Genomic DNA, 19,357 nt, shown 5'->3' with positions numbered 1-19,357 from the left:
GGTTCCCTTACGGCAGCTGCGCGACGAAAGATGTCGAGTTCGACACCGCGCCGAAGACGCCGCCCTGCATCTTGATCATCTTGATCGCGGCGAGATGATTGCCGTAATCGGTCGCCCCGCAGCAATCCTCCAGGATCACGCATTCGAAGCCGCGGTCGTTGGCTTCGCGCATGGTGGTGTGGACACACACATCGGTGGTGATGCCGGTAAGCACGATATTGTCTATGCCGCGCTGATTGAGGATCAGTTCCAGGTCTGTGGCACAGAACGAGCCCTTGCCGGGCTTATCGATGATCGGCTCGCCCTGGATCGGATAGAGGTCGGGGATGATGTCCCAGCCCGGCTCGCCGCGCACCAGGATGCGCCCGCAGGGGCCGGGGTCGCCAATGCCGGCATTGATGCGGCGCGAGCGCCAGCGCTTGTTGGCGGGCAGATCGGCAAGGTCGGGCCGATGGCCCTCGCGGGTGTGGATGACGGTGTAGCCTTTCGCGCGCATGGCCGAGAGCACCGACTTGATTGGCTCGATCGGCGCGCGCACCAGCGACAGGTCGTAGCCCATATGATCGACATAGCCGCCCGGTCCGCAGAAATCGGTCTGCATGTCGATGATGATCAACGCCGTGTTGTCGGGGCGAAGTTCGCCATTGTAGGGCCATGGATACGGGTCGGCGTCGATATAGCGCTGGGTGATTTCGGCTCTGGCGTTCATGGCAAAAACTCCAGTTATTTGGTGATCGACAATTCGCCCGGCGCACCGGCAAGCGAACGGGTCGGCGACGAGGTGGCGACCATGATGATGAGGGTGAGGATGTAGGGGGCGGCGTAGAACAGGTAGTACCCTTGCGTGACGCCGACCGACTGCAGCGCCGGTCCGAGCGCGCCGGCGCCCCCGAACAGAAGGGCGGCGGCAAAGCAACCGAGCGGATTCCAGCGCGCGAAGATGACCAGCGCCACTGCCATCAGCCCCTGGCCGGACGAGATGCGCTCGGTCCAGCTGCCGGGGTAGTAGAGCGACAGATAGGCGCCGCCGATGCCGGCCAGCGCGCCGCCGACGCCGGTGGCGACGAGGCGCACCGTATTAGGGTTGAGGCCCATGGCGCGCGCGGCGTCGGAACTGTCGCCGACGACGCGCACGATAAGGCCGGCGCGGGTGTTGCGGAAGGCCCACCACAGGACGAGCGAAAGTGCCGCCCCGATCAGGAACAGGACGTTGACGTCGAGTGCCGCCTGCACCTGCGGAATATCGGACCAGGCGCCGAAGGGAATGGCCGGAAGGTTGGGCGCCTTAGGCTTGATGAACGGCTTGCCGAAGAAGAAGGCGAGCCCCGAGCCGAACAGCATCAGCGCGATGCCGATGGCGATGTCGTTGACTTTCGGGAATTTGCAGATCCAGCCATGGAACAGGCCGAAGCAAAGGCCAGCGGCCGAGGCTGCCAGCAGACCGAGCCATGGCGAGTTGGTCATGACCGCGACTGCATATGCGGTCATGGCGCCGAAGACGAGCGTGCCTTCGAGCCCCAGATTGATGCGGCCGGAGCGCTCGGTGATGGCCTCGCCCAGCGAGACGAAGATGAAGGGCGTCGACACGCGTATGGCGCCGCCGAGAATGGCGAGTGGGACGCCCCAGAGGCCGATCTCGGTCGCATCCATCACGAGGCCCTCTGCCACAAATCGGGATTGAAGGCCTTGAAGCGGCCGTACAAGGTTTCGCTGAACAGGATGACGATGAAGAGCATGCCTTGCAGAACCAGCACGGTGGCGTCGGGCAGGTCCATGCGGCGCTGGATCAGCCCGCCTGACGCGTCGATGCCGCCAAGCAAGATGGCGACCGGGATGATGGCCAGCGGGTTGTGGCGGGCGAGGAAGGCGACGAGGATGCCGGTGTAGCCATAGCCGGCGGCGAGCGAGCCGTTGGCGCTGCCTTGTACGGCAGCGACTTCCAGCATGCCGGCAAGACCGGCCAAGCCGCCGGCAAGCGCGGTAAAGCCGACGATGAGCGGTCCGACGGCCAGCCCCTGCACCTGCGCTGCCCTGACATTGCCGCCGGCGATACGAGCGGCAAAGCCCCAGCGGGTCTTTTCGATCAGCACCCAGCAGAGCACGCAGGCGACGACGCCGACAGCAAGCCCCCAATGCACCTCCATGCCTGGAATGTTGCCGATGCGGTAGATATCGGCGAGCGGCTGGCTCGATGGCTTGTTGAGCGAGGCCGGGTCGCGCAGCGGCCCTTCGACCAACTGGTTCATCAGGGCGATGGCGATGTAGGCCATCAGCAGGCTGGAGATGGTTTCGTTGACAGCCCGGTAGTGGCGAAGCGCGCCGACGGCACCGATCCAGATGCCGCCGGCGGCCATGCCCGCCACGCCCATGGCAAGAATGACGATGAAAGAAGGCGCGCCGCTCAACGCGACGCCGATGGCAGCCGCGCCGACGCCGCCGAGCACGATGGCGCCCTCGCCGCCGATGACGACGAGGCCAAGCCGCGCCGGCAGCGCCACACAGAGCGCCGCGAGCAGGAGCGGTGCAGCGCGCGACAGCGAGTTCTGGATGGAGAACCACGAGCCGAAGCCGCCGCGCCACATGGTTTCATAGAGCAGGACCGGCGACTTGCCGACCAGGGCGATGAAGAGGCTGAACAGGACCATGCCGACGACCAGCGCCGCGAGCGGAATAACGAAAGCTTCCGCCCGCCTGGCGATCCACTCGAGCGTCGCCGGATAGCCCCTGGCGCCGAGCATGGCCGGCGCCTCCGCACTGCTGACCGTATCCGTCATGGTCCCCGTCTCCGCGCTCGGCTTCAGGCGGTCGAGCCGACGACGCCCTCGACCAGATAGTCCATGCTTTCGAGCTCAATGGCGGTCTCGGCGAAGGCCTGGCCTGCCGTCGCCACCACGGCGCCCTTGTTGCTGTTCAGCGGGCCCTTGATAACGGAGAAGCCGCCCTTCATCATTTCGGCCAGGGTGGCGTCGAACTGCTTGCGAGCCGCCTCGCCGACGGCGGGACCGAGTGGGCTCATCTTGACGAAGCCGTCGGCCAGTCCGCCGCGGGTGAAATTGGGCAGCGGCATGCCAGCAGTCAGGTCGTCGACGAACATCTTGTAGACCTTGGCCCAGTTCCATTCCGCGCCGGTGAGGTATTTCTCCGGCGCCAGCGGGCTCTGGTTGGCGTGGTAGCCGCAGACGAAGGCGCCGCGCCCGGCCGCCGTCTCGACCACCACTTTCGGGCTGTCGACATGGCAGGTGATGACGTCGGCGCCCTGATCGACCAGCGCGTTGGTGGCTTCCGCCTCCTTGACCGCCAGTGACCACTCGCCGGTGAAGATGACCTGGCAGGTGATCGTCGGGTCGACCGAGCGCGCGCCGAGCAGGAAGGAGTTGATGTTGAGCAGCACCTGCGGAATGGGCTTGGCGGCGACGAAACCGAGCTTCTTGCTCTTCGAGGTGTGGCCGGCGACGACGCCGTTGAGATACTGGCCCATGCCGATATAGCCGAAATATGAGCCGGCATTCATCGGGTGCTTGGCCTTGTCCCACATGCCGCCGCAATGGCGGAACTGCACGTCGGGGAATTTCGCGCACATCGCCAGCATGTGCGGATCGAAATAGCCGAAGGAGGTCGGGAAGATCAGCGAGGCGCCGTCGAGATTGATCATCGATTCCATCGTCTTCTGGACATCGACCGTTTCCGGCACGTTCTCCTCCTCGACGACGGTGATGCCCTCGATGCCCTTCAGCGCCGCCGCGCCCTCGGCATGCGCCTGGTTGTAGCCATAGTCGTCCCTCGGTCCGACATAGATGAAGCCGACGGTGGCGGCAGCGGCGAAGGCACGGCTGATCGGAAAGGATGCCGAGGCCAGGCCGAGTGCGGCTCCCGCGGCGGAGATCTTGAGCAGTTGGCGGCGGTTAAGCATGAATCTGTCGGTCATAGTGAATGCTCCCCTTTAGGACCCTTTTCCGGGTCGGTTAACATGCCGTCAAGAAAGTGCATGCAATCACTGTGCCAGTTTGTGAATTGAAATTTATTCAATAAAATCAATTATCACATCGAAGGCTTGTGCTCATGCTTGAGGCAATTGCATGCACTTTTTGCCTTCAAAGTAGCCAATTTGACAGGCAGATTAAAATAGAGGCATAGAGGGCATATCCGAGTTGAAAGGCCAACGAGTCGGCGGACTCCACGAGAAGACGCGACGGAGGAAACTTGTCGGGGAAGCGCAGCTTGATCAGGTCGGGCACGACCGTGGATCAGATGGTTCGGGCGATCGGCGACCGGATCGTCACCGGCTACCTGCGCCCCGGCGAAAAACTGGACGAGACCTCGCTCGCCGCCCGCTTCGACGTATCACGCACCCCGGTCAGGGAGGCGCTCGGCCAGCTCAGCGCCATGGGCCTGGTCGAGAGGCGGCCCAACAGGGGCGCTATCGTTGCCGTCGTGACGCAGGAGCATCTCGCCTCGATGTTCGAGAGCATGGCCGAACTGGAAGCGATCTGCGCGCGCTTCTCGGCCGAGCGCATGACCAGCAGCGAACGTCGCGGGCTCGAGATCGAGCACCAGGGTTCGGCGCGGATGGTGCAACTGGGCGCGGAGGAGGACTATGAGTATTTCAACACCGAGTTCCATAGCCGGCTTTATCGTGGCGCCCACAATACGCATATCCACGATCTCACCGTGATGACCCGCAGCCGGTTGGCACCCTTCCGCCGCGCGCAGTTCATGCTGCCCGGACGGCTGGCCAAATCCTGGCAGGAACACGACCTAATCGTCACCGCGATCCTGCGTGGCGACGGCGCCGCCGCCGGTAAAGCGGCGCGGGACCACGTTTCCATCGTCAGCGAGGCGAGCGCCGTCTTTGCCGTCGGTGACCAGCCGAAAGCCGCAAGCACGACGCCAGTCACCGCCGACTGAGAAACCACCTGTTGCAGCAGCGGCACATAGCGCCGAAGACACGGATTTGGCACGAAGAAGGCATAGGGCCGCTAAGTTTGATCCTTTGGCTGTCGCGGAACCATATGGAGCGATACGGGAAGATTTCTGGTGGGCCGACCGCCTCGGCCCTGGTCTGGGCTTCAGCTTCTCTACTACTTCACGGGAAGGCGTGGATTATCCGGCGCGGCGCCGAGTTCCGACCGTGCCAGGCGCCTTGGCCTGATCCATTCGCCGCGCGCCTTTTCCGATAGGACCAATCCATGGCCTGGCCGATTGGGCGCATAGGCGTAGCCGTCCCGGATCTCGATAGGCTGTTGCACCAGATGATCGAAGTTCTGAAATGAATATTCCAGCCATTCGACCTCGGGAAGCGCGGCCGCCATATGCACGCCGACCTCCAGGAACGTGTTGCCGATGCTGATCGGTATCCCGAGTTCGGCGGCCAGCCAGCCGATGCGCATGACGTCCGTCACCTGACCATGGACATTCAAGATATCGGCCGCATGGGCTTCCAGGAGCAGCCGCTTGCCCTGTAGATCCAGATACTCGCCGCTGTTGATCTGGGTCCATGTGACGGCATGCCTGAGTGTTCGCAACCCTTCATGGTCGTGACGCAGGATCGGATCCTCGACCCACAGAAGTTCGTGGCCGGCCTCGCGGATCGCCACCAATTTCGTGAGCGCCTCCTTCGAGCTCCAGGCCTCGTTCGGATCGATCATGATTTTGGACCCGGCCGGAACACAGGTCTTCAACAGTTCCAGACGCCGCAGATCGCGGTCGAAATCCCGGTGGCCGACCTTGATCTTGAAAGCCGAGTAGCCAATCGACACCGCGTGGGAGAACAGCGAGACGAAGGCTTCGTCGTCGAGGTGAAAATCGAGGCCGCTGGCATAGGCCTTCACCCGGTTGCGGCGACTGCCGAGCAAGACATGAAGGGGCAGGCCAGCTTCCTTGGCCGCAAGATCCCAGAGCGCCACCTGAACCGCTTCGTGAAAGGGCAGGGAGTAAGCCCGCTGATTGCCGCCGCGCGGGCGGTGCACACGGTGGACCAGGGCGATCGCCCTGTTGCCCTTCAGGCTCGGCCAAACCTCATGTTCGAAAACGCTCTCGATCTCCTGCTGATCAGGCAGTGGATTGAAGAGCGTCTGGATGAATCCCAGCCCCACCTCGCCACTTTCGGAAACGAGTTCCAGCGCGGCGACGTTGACATCGTCCGACCGAACCTGGCTGTCCCCGATTACCCGGTCGCGGGCGAACTGAAATCGGGTTATACGAAAATGCGAAAGGCTCATCACAGGGGCTTTCTGATCGGTTACTATATCAAACTGATCTATCAGATGGCATCTTACTACCGGACCAATGGAGGTGCCGCAAGTGGCGGGCAAGGCAAAAACTGACTCTTCTCCCCTCGTGGCGGCCGCCCGCATGAGCGATGTCGCCTATGAGCGAATCCTGGAGGGCTTGTTCGACCGGCGCGTCCCGGCCGGGGCATTCATTTCGCAAAACGAGTTGTCCGCGATCGTCGACGTGCCCGTTGCTCCGCTTCGCGACGCCCTGCGTGTTCTTGAAGCGGAAGGGATCCTGACCATCCATCCGCGCTCCGGCATCCAGTTCATCAGGCCCGGACTGGAGCTTACGCGCGCCACCTACCAATTCCGCTCCATCATTGAGCGCGCGGCGGTTCGCGTCTTTGCCGAACAGGGCGATGAAGCCGTCATGAATGCCTTGGAAATCCGGCATTCCAGGCTGCTTCGGCGCATCGAGCGCGATGGCCTCGGACAGGAGCAACTGGAGGAGATGGATGCGCTGGAGGGAGAGTTGCACGGCGCGGTCATCGCCGCACTGCGCAATCCCCTGATCGACAGCACCTACCGGCGCATGCACAATTATCTGCGTCTGCTGCGGCTCGACAGGAAGATCACGACACCCATCATGGTCCGGACGCTCAAGGAGCACCTCGACATCCTCGAAGCTTGCGGCACAAGGAATGCCGACGCCGCCGAGGCAAAACTGCAGGCGCATTTCCAGGCGGCGATGCAGCGAAGCCTGGGTCTCGTCTGACAGGTCAACGGTGATCCGTCACTTAGTCCAGTTGCGCGCCGGGCGGTTGCATGGTGTGGCAAAGGATGCTACCCAACCTTCAACTGATCGATCAGATTGATTATCTGATATCTTGGAGGAGATCGCATGCAGTTGAACAAGAGGCAGTTTCTCATGGGTTCGGCGGCCCTGGCGATGGCAGGGCATATCGGCGGCGCCCGTGCCGCGAGTGCCATCAGTTACTGGCACCATTTCACCAGCCAGTCGGAAATGGCCAGCCTGCTGAAGATTATCGCATTGTTTCAGGCGGCGAATGCCGATGTGGCGGTGACGCAGGAGAATATCCCGAATTCCGAATATATGGCGAAGGTCTCTTCGGCTGTGTTGGCCGGTGGCCGTCCGGATACTGCCATGGTGATCGCCGAGCGTTTCGCCGATCTTACCGCGATGGACGGGTTGATCGATCTTACCGAGCGGGTGAACGGGTGGAAGGGCAAGGCCAATTTCCCCGAAGATCGCTGGACCGGGCTCTCCAGCAATGGCGCCATCTATGCGGTTCCCGCCTTCGCCTTCGTCGACTGGATGTACTACCGCGCCGACTATTTCGAGGAAGCCGGGCTGGCGGGTCCGCCTCGGAATTTCGACGAATTCCTGAGCGCTTGCCGCAAGCTGACCGACCCGTCGAAGGGTAGGTATGCCTTCGGCATGCGCGCCGGCGCCGGCGGTTTCAAATATGTTATCGATGTCATGGAGGCGTTCGGCTCGCCGATCGTCAAGGATGGGCAGCCAGCCATCGACAGGGCCGCGGCGATCGAGGCAATAACGTTCTATTCCGATCTCTTCCTGAAGGAAAAGGTCGTGCCGCCGAGCGCGCCCAACGACAGCTACCGCCAGATCATGGAGGGCTTCCGCACCGGGCAGACGGCAATGGTGTGGCACCACACCGGTTCGCTGAATGAAATCTCGGCCGCGATGAAGCAGGGCAAACAATTCTCGACGGCACCCATGCCGGCCGGTCCGAAGGCGCATGTCGCTCGCGTTGCCTACGCCGGCAATGGCATCATGAAGGAAGACAATATAGAGGCCGCCTGGCGCTGGGTGAGTTTCTGGGGCCAGACCGATGCTGCCCTGACCTTGCTCGAAGGCACAGGCTATTTCCCGGCCTCGGCCGCTGCCCTGCAAGATCCGCGGATCACCGGCAATCCAATCTATCACGCGGCGGTCGAAACGCTGGAGTTCGGACGTCTGCCGAACAATTTCGTGGGCGCGGCGGGTTGGTCCGAAAATGTCGTCAACCCGGCTTTCCAAGCGGTGCTCACGGGTCAGTCGACACCGGAACAGGCTGTGGACCGTATGATCCAAGGCCTCGAAGCTGCCCTTCGCTGATACATCCCTGCACGGCCTGCTCCGGCGTGCGGCCATGCTCTGAACGCAACGGGACGATGCTTTCGCATCGCGCATCCATGACATCAAGCTCGAGCGGATATCGGCCCTTGCGGGCTGTCGGCGAACTGTCCGAGACCCGGTACTGGATGTATTTGCTGCTCCTTCCCAGCCTCGTCATGATCCTCCTGGTGATCGCCTATCCGACGCTCTACGGCATGGCCATCAGTATTCGCGAGATGCGTCTGACGCGTCCCGGGCTTGGTGGCTGGGTCGGCTTCAAACATTATGCGGGAATGTGGTCCGATCCTGTCTTCTGGATCGCCCTGAAGAATACGGTCGTGTGGGTCACCGCGGCCGTCGTGCTGGAACTGGCGCTCGGCCTTCTCGCCGCGACAGCCCTCAACAGGGATCTGCCGGGCACGAAGATCTTTGCCGTGCTGATCCTGCTTCCCTATTTCCTGCCCAACGTCGTGGCGGGTCATATGTGGGCCCTGCTGCTCGATCCGAGGCTTGGGGTCATCAACGATCTTCTTGTTCGCGCGGGCGTCCTGCAGACCTACAAGGCATGGTTCGCGGATCCCAATACCGCGCTTGCGGCGACTGTCCTTGTCGAGGCGTGGCACGGATTTCCATTCTTCGCGCTGCTGTTGCTCGCGGGCCTGAAGAGCATTCCCGAAGACCTCTACAAGGCAGCCGCGGTGGATGGCGCGGGCGTCGCCGCGCAACTCAGGCTGATCACCTTGCCCATGCTCAGGACCGTGATTGCGGCGGCGGTGATCCTGCGCGTCATCGGGCTGGTCAATTCGCCCGATCTGCTCCTCATTCTCACCGGTGGCGGACCGGGAGACGCCACGCAGGTCCTGTCGCTATACGCCTTCCAGACCGCCTACAAGGAATTCAATTTCGGCTACGCGTCCGCCCTGTCGGTGGTGATGTTCGTGATCCTGATGATCTTCGCGGCGGCATATATCCGCCTGTCCAGGATCACCAAGGGAGAGGGCGATGATTGAAAGCAAGCGCCGCCGGCGGTTGATCGCCAACATCGCCACCTACTTCGTCCTCGCGACCCTGTCGATGTTCTGCATCGGTCCGATGATCTGGATGTTCCTGACATCGCTCAAATATGAGGCCGACATCGTCACCCAGACCATGCAGTACATACCGAGGCGCGTCACCTTCGACAATTACGTAGCGATCTGGACGCAGTCCAGCTTCCCGCGACTGATAGCCAACAGCCTGGTCGTTACCTTCCTGACGGTGACGATCTGCGTCGCCACGGGTACGCTTGCCGCCTATGCATTTTCACGCTTCGCGTTTCGCGGCCGAACGCAGCTCATGCTCGGTTATCTCGTCGTGCGCATGTTCCCCGCGGTGATGATGATCATTCCCCTTTATGTCGTCATGCGCGGCGTCGGTCTCGTCGACAGCCGTTTCGGACTTGCACTTGCCTATACGAGTTTCCTTCTGCCGCTGTTCGTGTGGATGCTCAAAGGTTTCTTTGATTCCGCACCCAAGGAACTCGAGAGCGCGGCGCGCATCGACGGCTCTACAAGGCTTGGCGCCATGGTCCGTATCGTCATGCCGCTGGCGCGCAACGGCCTGGTGGCAAGTTCGGTGTTCATTGCCATCGCTGCCTGGAACGAGTTCCTGTTCGCCCTGATGCTGACGACAGGGCAGGGATCCCGCACCTGGCCCGTGGGCCTGCAGTTGATGGTCGGCGAGTTCCAGCTTCCATGGGGTGTCCTGGCGGCAGGCGGCATTCTCAGCATCCTGCCTGTCATCGTCCTCTTCGCCATCGTCCAGCGAACCATGGTTCAGGGGCTGACCGCGGGCGCCATCAAAGGTTAGGAGTATTCGCATGGCGACACTTTCCATCAAGGACGTGCGCAAATCCTATGGCTCCGTGCAGGTCCTTCACGGGGTCGATATCGAGCTCGAGGACGGAGGCTTTCTGGTTCTGCTCGGGCCGTCGGGATGCGGCAAGTCGACCCTGCTCAACATGATTGCGGGCCTCGACGACACGTCCGGCGGCGACATCCTGATCGGCGGACGCTCGGTTGTGGATCTCGCGCCCAAGGATCGCAATATCGCGATGGTGTTCCAGTCCTACGCACTTTACCCGACCATGTCGGTGGAGAGAAATATCGGCTTCGGATTGGAAATGCGTGGCGTGGACGCCGATCAGCGCAAGCGCGCCGTCGACGACGCGGCGCGGCTGCTGCAGATTTCGCATCTGCTCGACCGACGCCCTGCCAATCTTTCGGGAGGACAGCGGCAGCGCGTTGCAATGGGGCGGGCGATCGTGCGCGACCCGGAGCTGTTCCTTTTTGACGAGCCGCTTTCCAATCTCGATGCAAAGCTTCGTGTGGAAATGCGCACGGAGATCAAGCGCCTGCATGAGCGTCTCGGCACGAGCATCGTCTATGTGACACACGATCAGATCGAGGCGATGACGCTGGCCACCAAGGTGGCGGTGATGAAGGGCGGCCATATCCAGCAGTTTGCCGATCCTCGCACCATCTATGAACGGCCCGCCAACGTGTTCGTCGCTAGTTTCATCGGATCGCCGGCGATGAACTTCCTGCCCGGGCGTCTGGTTTCGGACGCCAATGGCGTGCGTTTCGCGGCGAGCGGCGTGTCGGTCGCATTGCAGGCCGGCAAGCGGCCGGTTGATTCCCAGCGCCCTGTGATCCTGGGCATAAGGCCTGAAGAACTGAAGGTGGCCGGGCGCGATGAAGCTTCGGTCACCGGGGTGATCGATGTCGTGGAGCCTACAGGGCCGGAAACCATGGTGACGGTGCAGGTTGGCGAACAGTCGACCATCGCCCGCCTGCCGCCGAGGTTTGCAGGCCGGCGAAACGAGCCGATATTCCTTGCCGTCGATCCGGCCAGCGTCAACCTGTTCGACCCCAACAGCGAGCAGCGCATCGATATCTAGACTAGGGGACGGACACCACGGCGCTTCTAGCGCAACGCGGTTTCGGTCATCGGCCGAAGCATAGCCGAAGCCGGCATCGATGCCGGCGAGATCGTCGCCATCGGCTGCAGCGGACATCGGCGGCGGTTGCCGAGGCTTACGCGGGAGGGTATCGCCTGTATGTCGAGATCAACCAGGCGATGATTCCGATGTGGGAGCGCATCGCCGCACGGCAGGCACGCACGTGAGCGAAATTTCATCATCCCCTTTCGGCGATTACGACTACGTCATCGTCGGTGCCGGCTCCGCCGGCTGCGTGCTCGCCAACCGGCTCTCGGCCGATCCGCGCAACCGGGTGCTGCTGCTCGAAGCCGGCGGCAGCGACCGCTATCACTGGGTCGATATCCCGATCGGCTACCTCTTCTGCATGGGCAATCCGCGCACCGACTGGATGATGAAGACCGAACCGGAAGCCGGTCTCAACGGACGCAGCCTCAACTATCCGCGCGGCAAGGTGCTTGGTGGCTGTTCGTCGATCAACGGCATGATCTACATGCGCGGCCAGGCCGCCGACTATGAGGGCTGGCGACAGGCCGGCAATGTCGGCTGGGGTTGGGACGATGTGCTGCCGTATTTCCGCAAGTCGGAAGACTATCACGGCGGCAAGAGCGCCATGCATGGCAGCGGCGGCGAGTGGCGGGTCGAACGGCAGCGTCTGTCCTGGCCGATCCTCGACGCGTTCCGGGACGCCGCCGAGGAACTCGGCATTCCCCGCACCGACGATTTCAACACCGGCACCAATGAAGGCTCGGGCTATTTCGAGGTCAACCAGCGCCAAGGGGTGCGCTGGAACACATCGAAGGCGTTTTTGCGCGGCATTGCGGCGCGTCAGAATCTGCGCGTGGTGACGCGGGCCGAGACCGAACGGCTCGAATTCGACGGCCGGCGCGTCACCGGACTGGTCTTCCGCCAGGGCGACCGCCTGCACAGGGTCAGCGCCGGACAGACGATCCTTGCAGCCGGTGCCATCAACTCGCCGAAGATCCTCGAACTGTCGGGAGTGGGTCGACCCGACCTGCTTTCGAGCATTGGCGTGGATGTTCGACGCGCCTTGCCGGGCGTTGGCGAAAACCTGCAGGATCATCTGCAGATACGCACGGTTTTCAAGGTCGCCAATGCCGCGACGCTCAACCAGCGCTATCACAATCTGATCAGCCGCGCGGCGATGGGGGTGGAATACGCGTTCAAACGCAGCGGGCCGCTGTCGATGGCGCCGAGCCAGCTCGGCATCTTCGCCAGAAGCGATCCTCGGCTCGCAACACCTGATCTGGAATACCATGTGCAACCGCTGAGCACGGACCGCCTGGGCGAGCCGCTGCATCGCTTTCCCGCGGTCACCGTGTCGGTCTGCAATCTGCGTCCGGAAAGCCGTGGCACCGTGCATATGGCATCGTCCGATCCGCGCGAGGCGACGAAGATCCGGCCGAACTATCTCTCCACCGCGGGAGACCGCAGCGTCGCGGTCGCATCGCTGCGCCATGTGCGCAGCCTGATGAAGGCACGGGCCGTGGCACGCTTTGCGCCCGAAGAGATGCTGCCCGGCACGCAATATGACAGCGACGAAGACCTCATCCGCAAGGCCGGCGATATCGGTACGACGATCTTCCACCCCGTCGGCACCTGCAAGATGGGTTCGGACTCGATGGCGGTGGTCGACGACCGGCTACGCGTTCACGGGCTTGCCGGACTGCGCGTGGTCGATGCCTCGATCATGCCGACAATCGTCTCGGGCAACACCAACTCTCCGGTCGTCATGATCGCGGAGAAGGCAGCGGAGATGATCTTGCAGGATCCACGCCGATAGTGCCGTGGCGATGTGCGGCATCCTGCGGATGCCGAAGCCGTCGCGACCTATGCCGGCCACCGTTTCGCGCGCGAACAGGACGCACACGATATCGGTGATGCGCTGCCGTTCCGGCGGGAAGTGGCGGCCCTGGCGGCGGAATAGGCCCGAGCTGCCCTCGCGACCATGGGTCCAATCCATCAGGGTTGCCGCGGTCCCGCCCCATGCCGTAGACAGGCGGCCGTGACGGACGTTGGCGGAGAAGAAACAAGATGTCGGACCGGATGAAGACCCTCTCCTCGGCCAAGTCGCATGGCGGCGTGCAGGGCGTCTATTCCCATGCTTCGTATGCCTGCTCTTGCGACATGATTTTCGCCGTCTTCGTGCCGCCGCAGGCCCGTGAAAAACCTTGCCCGGTCGTGTGGTACCTCTCCGGCCTCACCTGCACCCATGCCAATGTCATGGACAAGGGTGAGTACCGGCGCATGGCTGCGGAGCTTGGCCTGATCGTCGTCTGTCCCGACACCAGCCCGCGCGGAGATATTCCCGACGAGAAGGACAATTGGCAGTTCGGCAGTGGCGCCGGCTTCTACCTCGATGCGACGCAAGCGCCTTACGCCACGAACTACCGCATGTATTCCTATGTCAGCGAGGAATTGCCGGCGTTGATCGCCCGGGAATTTCCGGCCGATATGACGCGCCAGGCGATCTTCGGCCACTCGATGGGCGGGCATGGGGCGCTGACGATCGCGCTCAAGAATCCCGGGCGCTTCAAAAGCTGTTCGGCCTTCGCGCCGATCGTGCAGCCAAGCACCGCCGGCTGGTCGCGGCCCGCTCTCGAAAAATATCTCGGTGCCGACGAGGCGTCATGGCGGGGCTATGATGCCACCTTGCTCATTGAGGATGGCCACCGTTTCCCCGAGCTTTTCGTCGATCAGGGAACGTCTGACGGCTTTCTCAAGGACGGGCTGAGGCCCTGGCTGCTGGAAGCTGCCTGCGCCAAGGCGGGCATTGCGCTGACCTTGCGCATGCAGGACGGCTACGACCATTCGTATTTCTTCATTTCGACATTCATGGACGACCATCTGAGATGGCACGCCGACAGATTGTCTGACCCGGTTCCTGGCACCGGGCAACGCTGAAGCAAGGGAATATACCCGAGCGGGCTAATCCCGCAGCAGGTCGAACATCAGCTTGATGAAGCGGTCCGCGTCGACTTCGTGCGCGATGCGCGCATTGTCAGGTCGGTCGAACGCTTCGTGTCAGAGGCCGAACCGGTCCTTCAGCCGCCCGGACAGGATCGCGGCCTTCACCCCGAGCGGCCAGAGGCGGTGGAACCGGATTGGCTTGAGCGTCGATGTCGGCATGGGAAACGGCGACGTGTCGCTGCCGCGCAGCCGCTGCGCCAGGGCAGCGCCCATCGCCGAGGCCATGGCGACGCCACGGCCGTTGTAGCCAACGCAGATCAGCACGCCGTCCTGCGGCTCGTGAATGTGCACAAGATGGTCCTTGGTGATCGCCACCCGGCCATTCCAGCCATGTGTCCAGCGCGTTCCGGCAAGCGCCGGCCACAGCCGCAGCGCATAGTCGGTGAGGTAGCGAATGGCGGAGGGATCGCCGATCGGCTTCATCGGTCCCCGGCCGCCCATGAGAAGGCGGTTCTGCGCGTCGATGCGGTAGTATACGGTGATATTGCCGGCTTCGTAGACGACCGGCCTTTCAGGGAGAATTGCGGCCGCTGCTGCCGGCGCAAGCGGTTCGGTCGCCGCGATCGCGCTGAACACCGGAACAAGCGACTGCTCCAGGCCCGCCCACAGGGCTCCGGTATAGCCGTTGGTTGCTACAAGCACCTTCTGTGCGCTGACCGAGCCGTTGGCGGTTTTGAGGACCCATCGTCCAGCCTCCCTCTTCAGCGAAAGCACTTCGCTGCCACCGAAAATCCGCGCGCCGGCGTTCCGCGCGGCGGCTGCCAGGCCGATCGTGTATTTCAGGGGATGGAGGTCGCCGCCGCGCGCGTCGAACATGCCGGCTATGTATCTGTCGGTTCCGGTTCGTGTCGCCATCGCCTGTGCATCCAGCATGCTGACCGGCATGCCCCGCCGCTCGCATTGCGCGGCCGTGGTCCGCACCGCGGCTTCCGGCTTCGGCCGGATCGCCGCGCGGATGGTCCCGTTCTGCCGGGCCTCGCAGGCGATCGACAGGCGCTTGATGAGGCCGAAGGTGAAATCCGGCGCACCGTAGGAGAAATCGATCATCCGCGGCCCAAGCTCAGGGCCGAACATCGCCTCGATCGTGTCGGGATCGTATTTGAGGCCGGGATTGACCTGGCCGCCATTCCTGCCCGAAGCGCCCCAGCCCGGCTGGTGCGCTTCCAGCACGGCAACGTCGTCGCCGGCTTCCGCCAGGTGCAAGGCGGTGGAAAGGCCGGTGAAGCCGCCGCCGACAATGGCGACCCTTGCCCGCTGCACGCCGGCAAGGGCGGGGTAGTCGGCGGTGCCGCCGGCCGTTTCGCGGTAGAGGCTCTTCGGTGCGTTGCTCTCTAGCATGCTGGGCATCGTCAAGGCGACCGGGGAGGAACACAGGCCCGAGAGGCTGGACGGAAGCCGTTGGGCGAAAGGGGATGCGCCACCTGCGAAAAACTCCATATGGGGAACGGCAGACCGTCCAAATATCGTGCCCGGTGCGCGCCAGACAATTCAGCATGGCCTTCGGGAAATCACAACAGCCGCGACAGCGCCGCCATGAAGTGGTCGTTCTCCGCTGGCGAGCCGATGCTGACACGCACATAACTGTCGAAATCTTGCTGCTTCCACGGTTTGACAATGACGCCTTCGCGCAGCAGGCCCTCGGCGAAGGCGGCGGCATTTTGCCGGCAGTTGAAGAACAGGAAATTGCCGCGGGAAGGGGCGACGTCGAGGCCCATGTTCCTGAGGAAGCTCTCGACCCGCGTTCTTTCCGCCTTGGCCAGCGCGACGACCCTTGCAAGGTGTTTCTCGTCCGCCAGCGCCGCCAGCGCGGCGGCCTGAGCCATGCCATTGGCGTTGAATGGTGTGCGCACCCTGTCGAGCAGGGCGCGCAATTCCGGGTCGCCGACGATACCGAAGCCGATCCGCAATCCGGCGAGCCCGAACGCCTTGGAAAATGTCCGCAGCACGATCCAGGGCCGGTCACATTTGCAGAGGTAAGGTAGCGACGAGGCATAGTCGTCGCCTTCCGCATATTCGGCATAGGCTTCGTCGACGACGATCAGCGTCTCGTCGCCGGCCGCATCCAGAACCTTCGACAGCTCGCCGGCGGACAGCCAGCTGCCGACCGGGTTCATCGGGTTGGAGAACAGCAGCATGCGGGGCCGCTCGCGCACCGCCTCGATCAGGGCATCGACATTGATGGTGAGGTCGTCGTTGACGGTCACTCGTTTGACGCTCGCGCCCATCAGTGTCGCGTAGTCCTCGTGCAGCGGGAACGATGGATAGAGCGTGACGACGGCATCGCCGGGCCGCAACACGGCACGGCTGATGACGGAGAGAAGGTCCTCCGAGCCATTGCCGAGGATCACCTGATCCGCACCGAACTCATATTTGGCGGCGATAGCCTGGCGCAGTTCGCGCCCGGCCGGATCCGGATAGATCCGGAACATCTCGGCGCCGGCCTGCATCATCGTGGCAAGCGTCGGACTCGGACCAAGCGGGTTTTCATTCGAGCCCAGCTTGGCGATCCTGGCCGGAGCATATCGTTGCATGACCTCGGCGACGGTCAGCCCGGAATTGTAAGGCGACAAGCGCGTGACTTCGGTTCGGACCATGTCTGATGCTTTCGACATTAGCGGGCTCCTCTACGGTCGGCCGACGGACCCCTATCATCGACCGGGTTCTCAAAAACCAGGGTTTCGCTGCATCGTCCCCAGGGGAGCCTGGTCGCCGACGGGCGCGCCAGCGCAGCGAATTTTGTTAGGAGTAGCGTAGCCGAAACTGTTTGTATATGCTTGTATATGTAACTTGATCTGGTAGTCTCGCTATGGGAACGGAAGCTCGACACCGGCAAGGAGGATCACATGCGCAATGCTTCTCTGTTCGATCTCGCCGGCAGGAAAGCGCTTGTCACCGGCGCCAGCCGCGGAATCGGCCGCAGCATCGCCGAGGCGTTGAGCGCTGCCGGCGCCGACGTCGCGGTCACCGCGCGCAGCCTGGCGTCCCTCGACGGGACCACGGCGGCGATCCGTGCGGCCGGCGGGGTTGCGCATGCCGTCGCTCTCGACGTCACCGATGTCGGCCGCTGCCGGACCGCTACCGCCGAGGCTGCGGGCCTGCTTGGCGGTCTCGACATCCTCGTCAACAATGCCGGAATGGAGGAGGTCAGGCCCTCGCTCGACGTCGACGAGGCGCTGTGGGACCGGATCGTCGACACCAATCTCAAGGGGGCGTTCTTCTGCGCCCAGGCGGCTGCACTGCAGATGCGGGATGCCGGGCATGGCGGCGCCATCATCAATCTCTGCTCGCTGACGTCAGAAGTCGGCATTCCCACCGCGGTGCCCTACGGCTCGTCGAAGTCGGGCCTGCTCGGCATGACCAGGGCGCTGGCGGCGGAGTGGGCGGGTCTCGGCATCCGGGTCAACGCCATCGCCCCGGGTTACTTCCGGACGGCGATGACCGATGTGTTCTACAGCAACGAGGCATGGCAGCAGTCCATGCTCGCCAAGATCCCGCAGCAGCGTTTCGGCGATCTCGGCGACCTGCACGGCGTTGCCGTCTTCCTTGCCTCGGATGCGGCGGCCTACATAACCGGCCAGTCCATTCCGGTGGATGGCGGCTTCCTGGCATCGATTTGAGGCGGCGCGCTAAAAGTTCGAAATCAACGTCTTGCGCAACGTAACCGGCCGGCGCGTTGCCTTCCAACAAAGAGGAATATCCATGTCCGACATCAGCTTCCACGATCTGTCATCGCTCGACGCCACCCAGCGGGCCAGCCTGTTGAAGCGCGCCGAGGCCGATCTGTCGGTCTTCGTCGAAAAAGTCCGCCCGATCATCCAGGCCGTCAAGGACGAGGGCGACGCCGCCCTCATCCGGTTCGCCAGGGAGCTCGACAAGGCCAATGTCGCCGAAGGCGGACTGCAGGTGTCGGAAGCCGAGTTCGACGCGGCCTTCGACAAGGTCGAAAAGGATGTCGTGGAGAGCATCGCCTTCGGCATCGACAACATCAGGCGTTTCCATGAGGAGCAGAAGCCGGAAACGATGTGGCTCAAGGAAGTCCGGCCGGGCGCCTATGCCGGCGACCGCTATACGCCGATCGCCTCCGTCGCGCTCTACGTGCCGCGCGGCAAGGGCGCCTTTCCGTCGGTGACGATGATGACATCGGTTCCGGCGGTCATTGCCGGCGTGCCGCAGATCGCCATCGTGACGCCACCGACATCGGATGGTTCGGTGGATGCGGCGACCCTGGTCGCGGCTCGCCTCGCCGGCGTGCACACCGTCTACAAATGCGGCGGCGCCCATGCCGTCGCCGCCGTCGCCTACGGCACCGAGACGGTGAAGCCCGCGCTCAAGATCGTCGGCCCCGGCAGCCCATGGGTGGTGGCGGCGAAGAGCATCCTGTCCTCGGTCATTAACACAGGGCTTCCGGCCGGCCCGTCGGAAGCCATCATCTTTGCCGATGACAGCGTCGACGGCGGCCTTGCCGCGCTCGATCTGCTGATCGAGGCCGAGCACGGACCGGATTCTTCGGCCTATCTGGTGACGCACAGCCGCAAGGTCGCCGAGGCAGCGCTCGCCGCACTCCCGCAACACTGGTCGCGGATGACCGAACAGCGCGTGGAGTTCTCGCGCGCCGTGCTGACGGGCACGCGCGGCGGCGTCGTGCTGACCGCGTCGCTGGAAGACAGCTACCGCTTCATCAACGACTATGCGCCCGAACATCTGGAAATCCTGTCGAACGAGCCGTTCGCGCATCTCGGGCATATCACCGAGGCGGCCGAGATCCTCATGGGCCCGCATACGCCGGTGACCCTTGCCAACTTCGTCCTTGGGCCTAATGCCGTGCTGCCGACCAGCCGCTGGGCGCGCACCTACGGGCCGCTTTCGGTGACTGATTTCGTCAAGCGCTCGTCTGTCGGCTACGTCACCTCGGCCGCCTATCCGGAATTGGCGAAGCATGCCCGCAGGCTCGCCCGCTACGAGGGCTTCAGCTCGCACGAAAACGCGGTCTCGGAGATCCGCGACCGCTACCTCGCCGGCTGAACGGAGACGATCGCG

Annotated in this window: 19 protein-coding genes; 12 read left to right on the top strand and 7 right to left on the bottom strand. The window is 63.3% G+C overall.

Features of this window, described 5'->3' with window-relative positions; translation table 11 throughout:
- Nucleotides 1–7 precede the first annotated feature (7 nt).
- The 4 genes from CK227_RS02200 to CK227_RS02185 are packed head-to-tail and all read right to left on the bottom strand — an operon-like array spanning nt 8 to nt 3,925.
- Nucleotides 8–709 carry an isochorismatase family cysteine hydrolase gene (locus CK227_RS02200; RefSeq protein ID WP_095771309.1) on the bottom strand — a complete coding sequence of 234 codons (702 nt, stop codon included), beginning with the start codon at nt 707–709 and terminating at the stop codon, nt 8–10.
- 14 nt (nt 710–723) lie between these two features.
- Nucleotides 724–1,650 carry an ABC transporter permease gene (locus CK227_RS02195; protein ID WP_095771308.1) on the bottom strand — a complete coding sequence of 309 codons (927 nt, stop codon included), beginning with the start codon at nt 1,648–1,650 and terminating at the stop codon, nt 724–726.
- Nucleotides 1,650–2,738: an ABC transporter permease gene (locus tag CK227_RS02190; RefSeq protein WP_245318062.1), complete on the bottom strand. Its 1,089-nt coding sequence runs from the start codon at nt 2,736–2,738 to the stop codon at nt 1,650–1,652. Before CK227_RS02190 ends, CK227_RS02195 begins: the two co-directional genes overlap by 1 nt.
- Before the next feature lie 59 nt (nt 2,739–2,797).
- A complete protein-coding gene (locus CK227_RS02185; RefSeq protein ID WP_095771306.1) occupies nt 2,798–3,925 on the bottom strand; it encodes a BMP family ABC transporter substrate-binding protein in 1,128 nt (375 codons plus the stop codon).
- Nucleotides 3,926–4,248: 323 nt separating this feature from the next.
- On the opposite strand from CK227_RS02185, the gene CK227_RS02180 reads away from it, so the two are divergent.
- The gene (locus CK227_RS02180) at nt 4,249–4,905 is read left to right on the top strand and encodes a GntR family transcriptional regulator (protein WP_245318061.1); all 657 of its coding nucleotides are present in this window, start codon (nt 4,249–4,251) and stop codon (nt 4,903–4,905) included.
- Between the two features lie 173 nt (nt 4,906–5,078).
- Here the strand turns inward: CK227_RS02180 and CK227_RS02175 are convergent, their stop codons facing one another.
- Nucleotides 5,079–5,903, bottom strand: coding sequence for a mandelate racemase/muconate lactonizing enzyme family protein (locus tag CK227_RS02175; RefSeq protein WP_245318046.1), 825 nt, complete (start codon nt 5,901–5,903; stop codon nt 5,079–5,081).
- On the opposite strand from CK227_RS02175, the gene CK227_RS37130 reads away from it, so the two are divergent.
- The 9 genes from CK227_RS37130 to fghA all read left to right on the top strand — a co-directional run bounded on the left by CK227_RS37130 (nt 5,856) and on the right by fghA (nt 14,254).
- Nucleotides 5,856–6,323: a hypothetical protein gene (locus CK227_RS37130; protein ID WP_245318045.1), complete on the top strand. Its 468-nt coding sequence runs from the start codon at nt 5,856–5,858 to the stop codon at nt 6,321–6,323. The two genes, CK227_RS02175 and CK227_RS37130, sit on opposite strands and share 48 nt — an antisense overlap.
- Entirely contained in the window at nt 6,286–6,987 is a 702-nt protein-coding gene (locus tag CK227_RS02170) for a GntR family transcriptional regulator (protein WP_095771303.1), read from the top strand. Before CK227_RS37130 ends, CK227_RS02170 begins: the two co-directional genes overlap by 38 nt.
- Nucleotides 6,988–7,113: 126 nt before the next feature.
- The gene (locus tag CK227_RS02165) at nt 7,114–8,352 is read left to right on the top strand and encodes a sugar ABC transporter substrate-binding protein (RefSeq protein ID WP_095771302.1); all 1,239 of its coding nucleotides are present in this window, start codon (nt 7,114–7,116) and stop codon (nt 8,350–8,352) included.
- 107 nt (nt 8,353–8,459) lie between these two features.
- Complete coding sequence (locus tag CK227_RS02160; RefSeq protein WP_245318043.1) at nt 8,460–9,362, top strand: sugar ABC transporter permease; 903 nt, start codon at nt 8,460–8,462, stop codon at nt 9,360–9,362.
- On the top strand, nt 9,355–10,200 hold the full coding sequence (locus CK227_RS02155; protein WP_095771300.1) for a carbohydrate ABC transporter permease: 846 nt from the start codon (nt 9,355–9,357) through the stop codon (nt 10,198–10,200). Before CK227_RS02160 ends, CK227_RS02155 begins: the two co-directional genes overlap by 8 nt.
- Nucleotides 10,201–10,210: 10 nt before the next feature.
- A complete protein-coding gene (ugpC, locus tag CK227_RS02150) occupies nt 10,211–11,290 on the top strand; it encodes a sn-glycerol-3-phosphate ABC transporter ATP-binding protein UgpC (protein ID WP_095771299.1) in 1,080 nt (359 codons plus the stop codon).
- A gap of 223 nt (nt 11,291–11,513) precedes the next feature.
- Complete coding sequence (locus tag CK227_RS02145) at nt 11,514–13,133, top strand: GMC family oxidoreductase (protein ID WP_095771298.1); 1,620 nt, start codon at nt 11,514–11,516, stop codon at nt 13,131–13,133.
- A gap of 12 nt (nt 13,134–13,145) precedes the next feature.
- On the top strand, nt 13,146–13,277 hold the full coding sequence (locus tag CK227_RS37775) for a hypothetical protein (RefSeq protein WP_280951006.1): 132 nt from the start codon (nt 13,146–13,148) through the stop codon (nt 13,275–13,277).
- A gap of 107 nt (nt 13,278–13,384) precedes the next feature.
- The gene (gene fghA, locus CK227_RS02140) at nt 13,385–14,254 is read left to right on the top strand and encodes an S-formylglutathione hydrolase (protein WP_095771297.1); all 870 of its coding nucleotides are present in this window, start codon (nt 13,385–13,387) and stop codon (nt 14,252–14,254) included.
- Between the two features lie 120 nt (nt 14,255–14,374).
- On the opposite strand, the gene CK227_RS02135 is transcribed toward fghA, so the two are convergent.
- Together CK227_RS02135 and CK227_RS02130 are read right to left on the bottom strand one after the other, a co-directional pair.
- Nucleotides 14,375–15,658 (bottom strand): FAD-binding oxidoreductase, encoded by a 1,284-nt coding sequence (locus CK227_RS02135; RefSeq protein ID WP_095771464.1) that lies wholly within the window; start codon nt 15,656–15,658, stop codon nt 14,375–14,377.
- A gap of 170 nt (nt 15,659–15,828) precedes the next feature.
- Nucleotides 15,829–16,932 (bottom strand): histidinol-phosphate transaminase, encoded by a 1,104-nt coding sequence (locus CK227_RS02130; RefSeq protein ID WP_095771296.1) that lies wholly within the window; start codon nt 16,930–16,932, stop codon nt 15,829–15,831.
- A gap of 231 nt (nt 16,933–17,163) precedes the next feature.
- Here CK227_RS02130 and CK227_RS02125 point away from each other — a divergent pair, with 231 nt between their 5' ends.
- Both CK227_RS02125 and hisD read left to right on the top strand, forming a co-directional pair.
- Nucleotides 17,164–17,937, top strand: coding sequence for a glucose 1-dehydrogenase (locus tag CK227_RS02125; protein ID WP_095771295.1), 774 nt, complete (start codon nt 17,164–17,166; stop codon nt 17,935–17,937).
- An 82-nt stretch (nt 17,938–18,019) separates the two neighbouring features.
- Nucleotides 18,020–19,342, top strand: a complete 1,323-nt coding sequence (hisD, locus tag CK227_RS02120; protein WP_095771294.1) for a histidinol dehydrogenase — start codon at nt 18,020–18,022, stop codon at nt 19,340–19,342.
- Nucleotides 19,343–19,357: the final 15 nt, after the last annotated feature.

The organism is Mesorhizobium sp. WSM4308, from assembly GCF_002294905.1.
GTDB lineage: Bacteria > Pseudomonadota > Alphaproteobacteria > Rhizobiales > Rhizobiaceae > Mesorhizobium.
The sequence above is the reverse complement of the archived record's forward strand: the minus strand, read 5'-3'. Positions and strand labels throughout refer to the sequence as shown.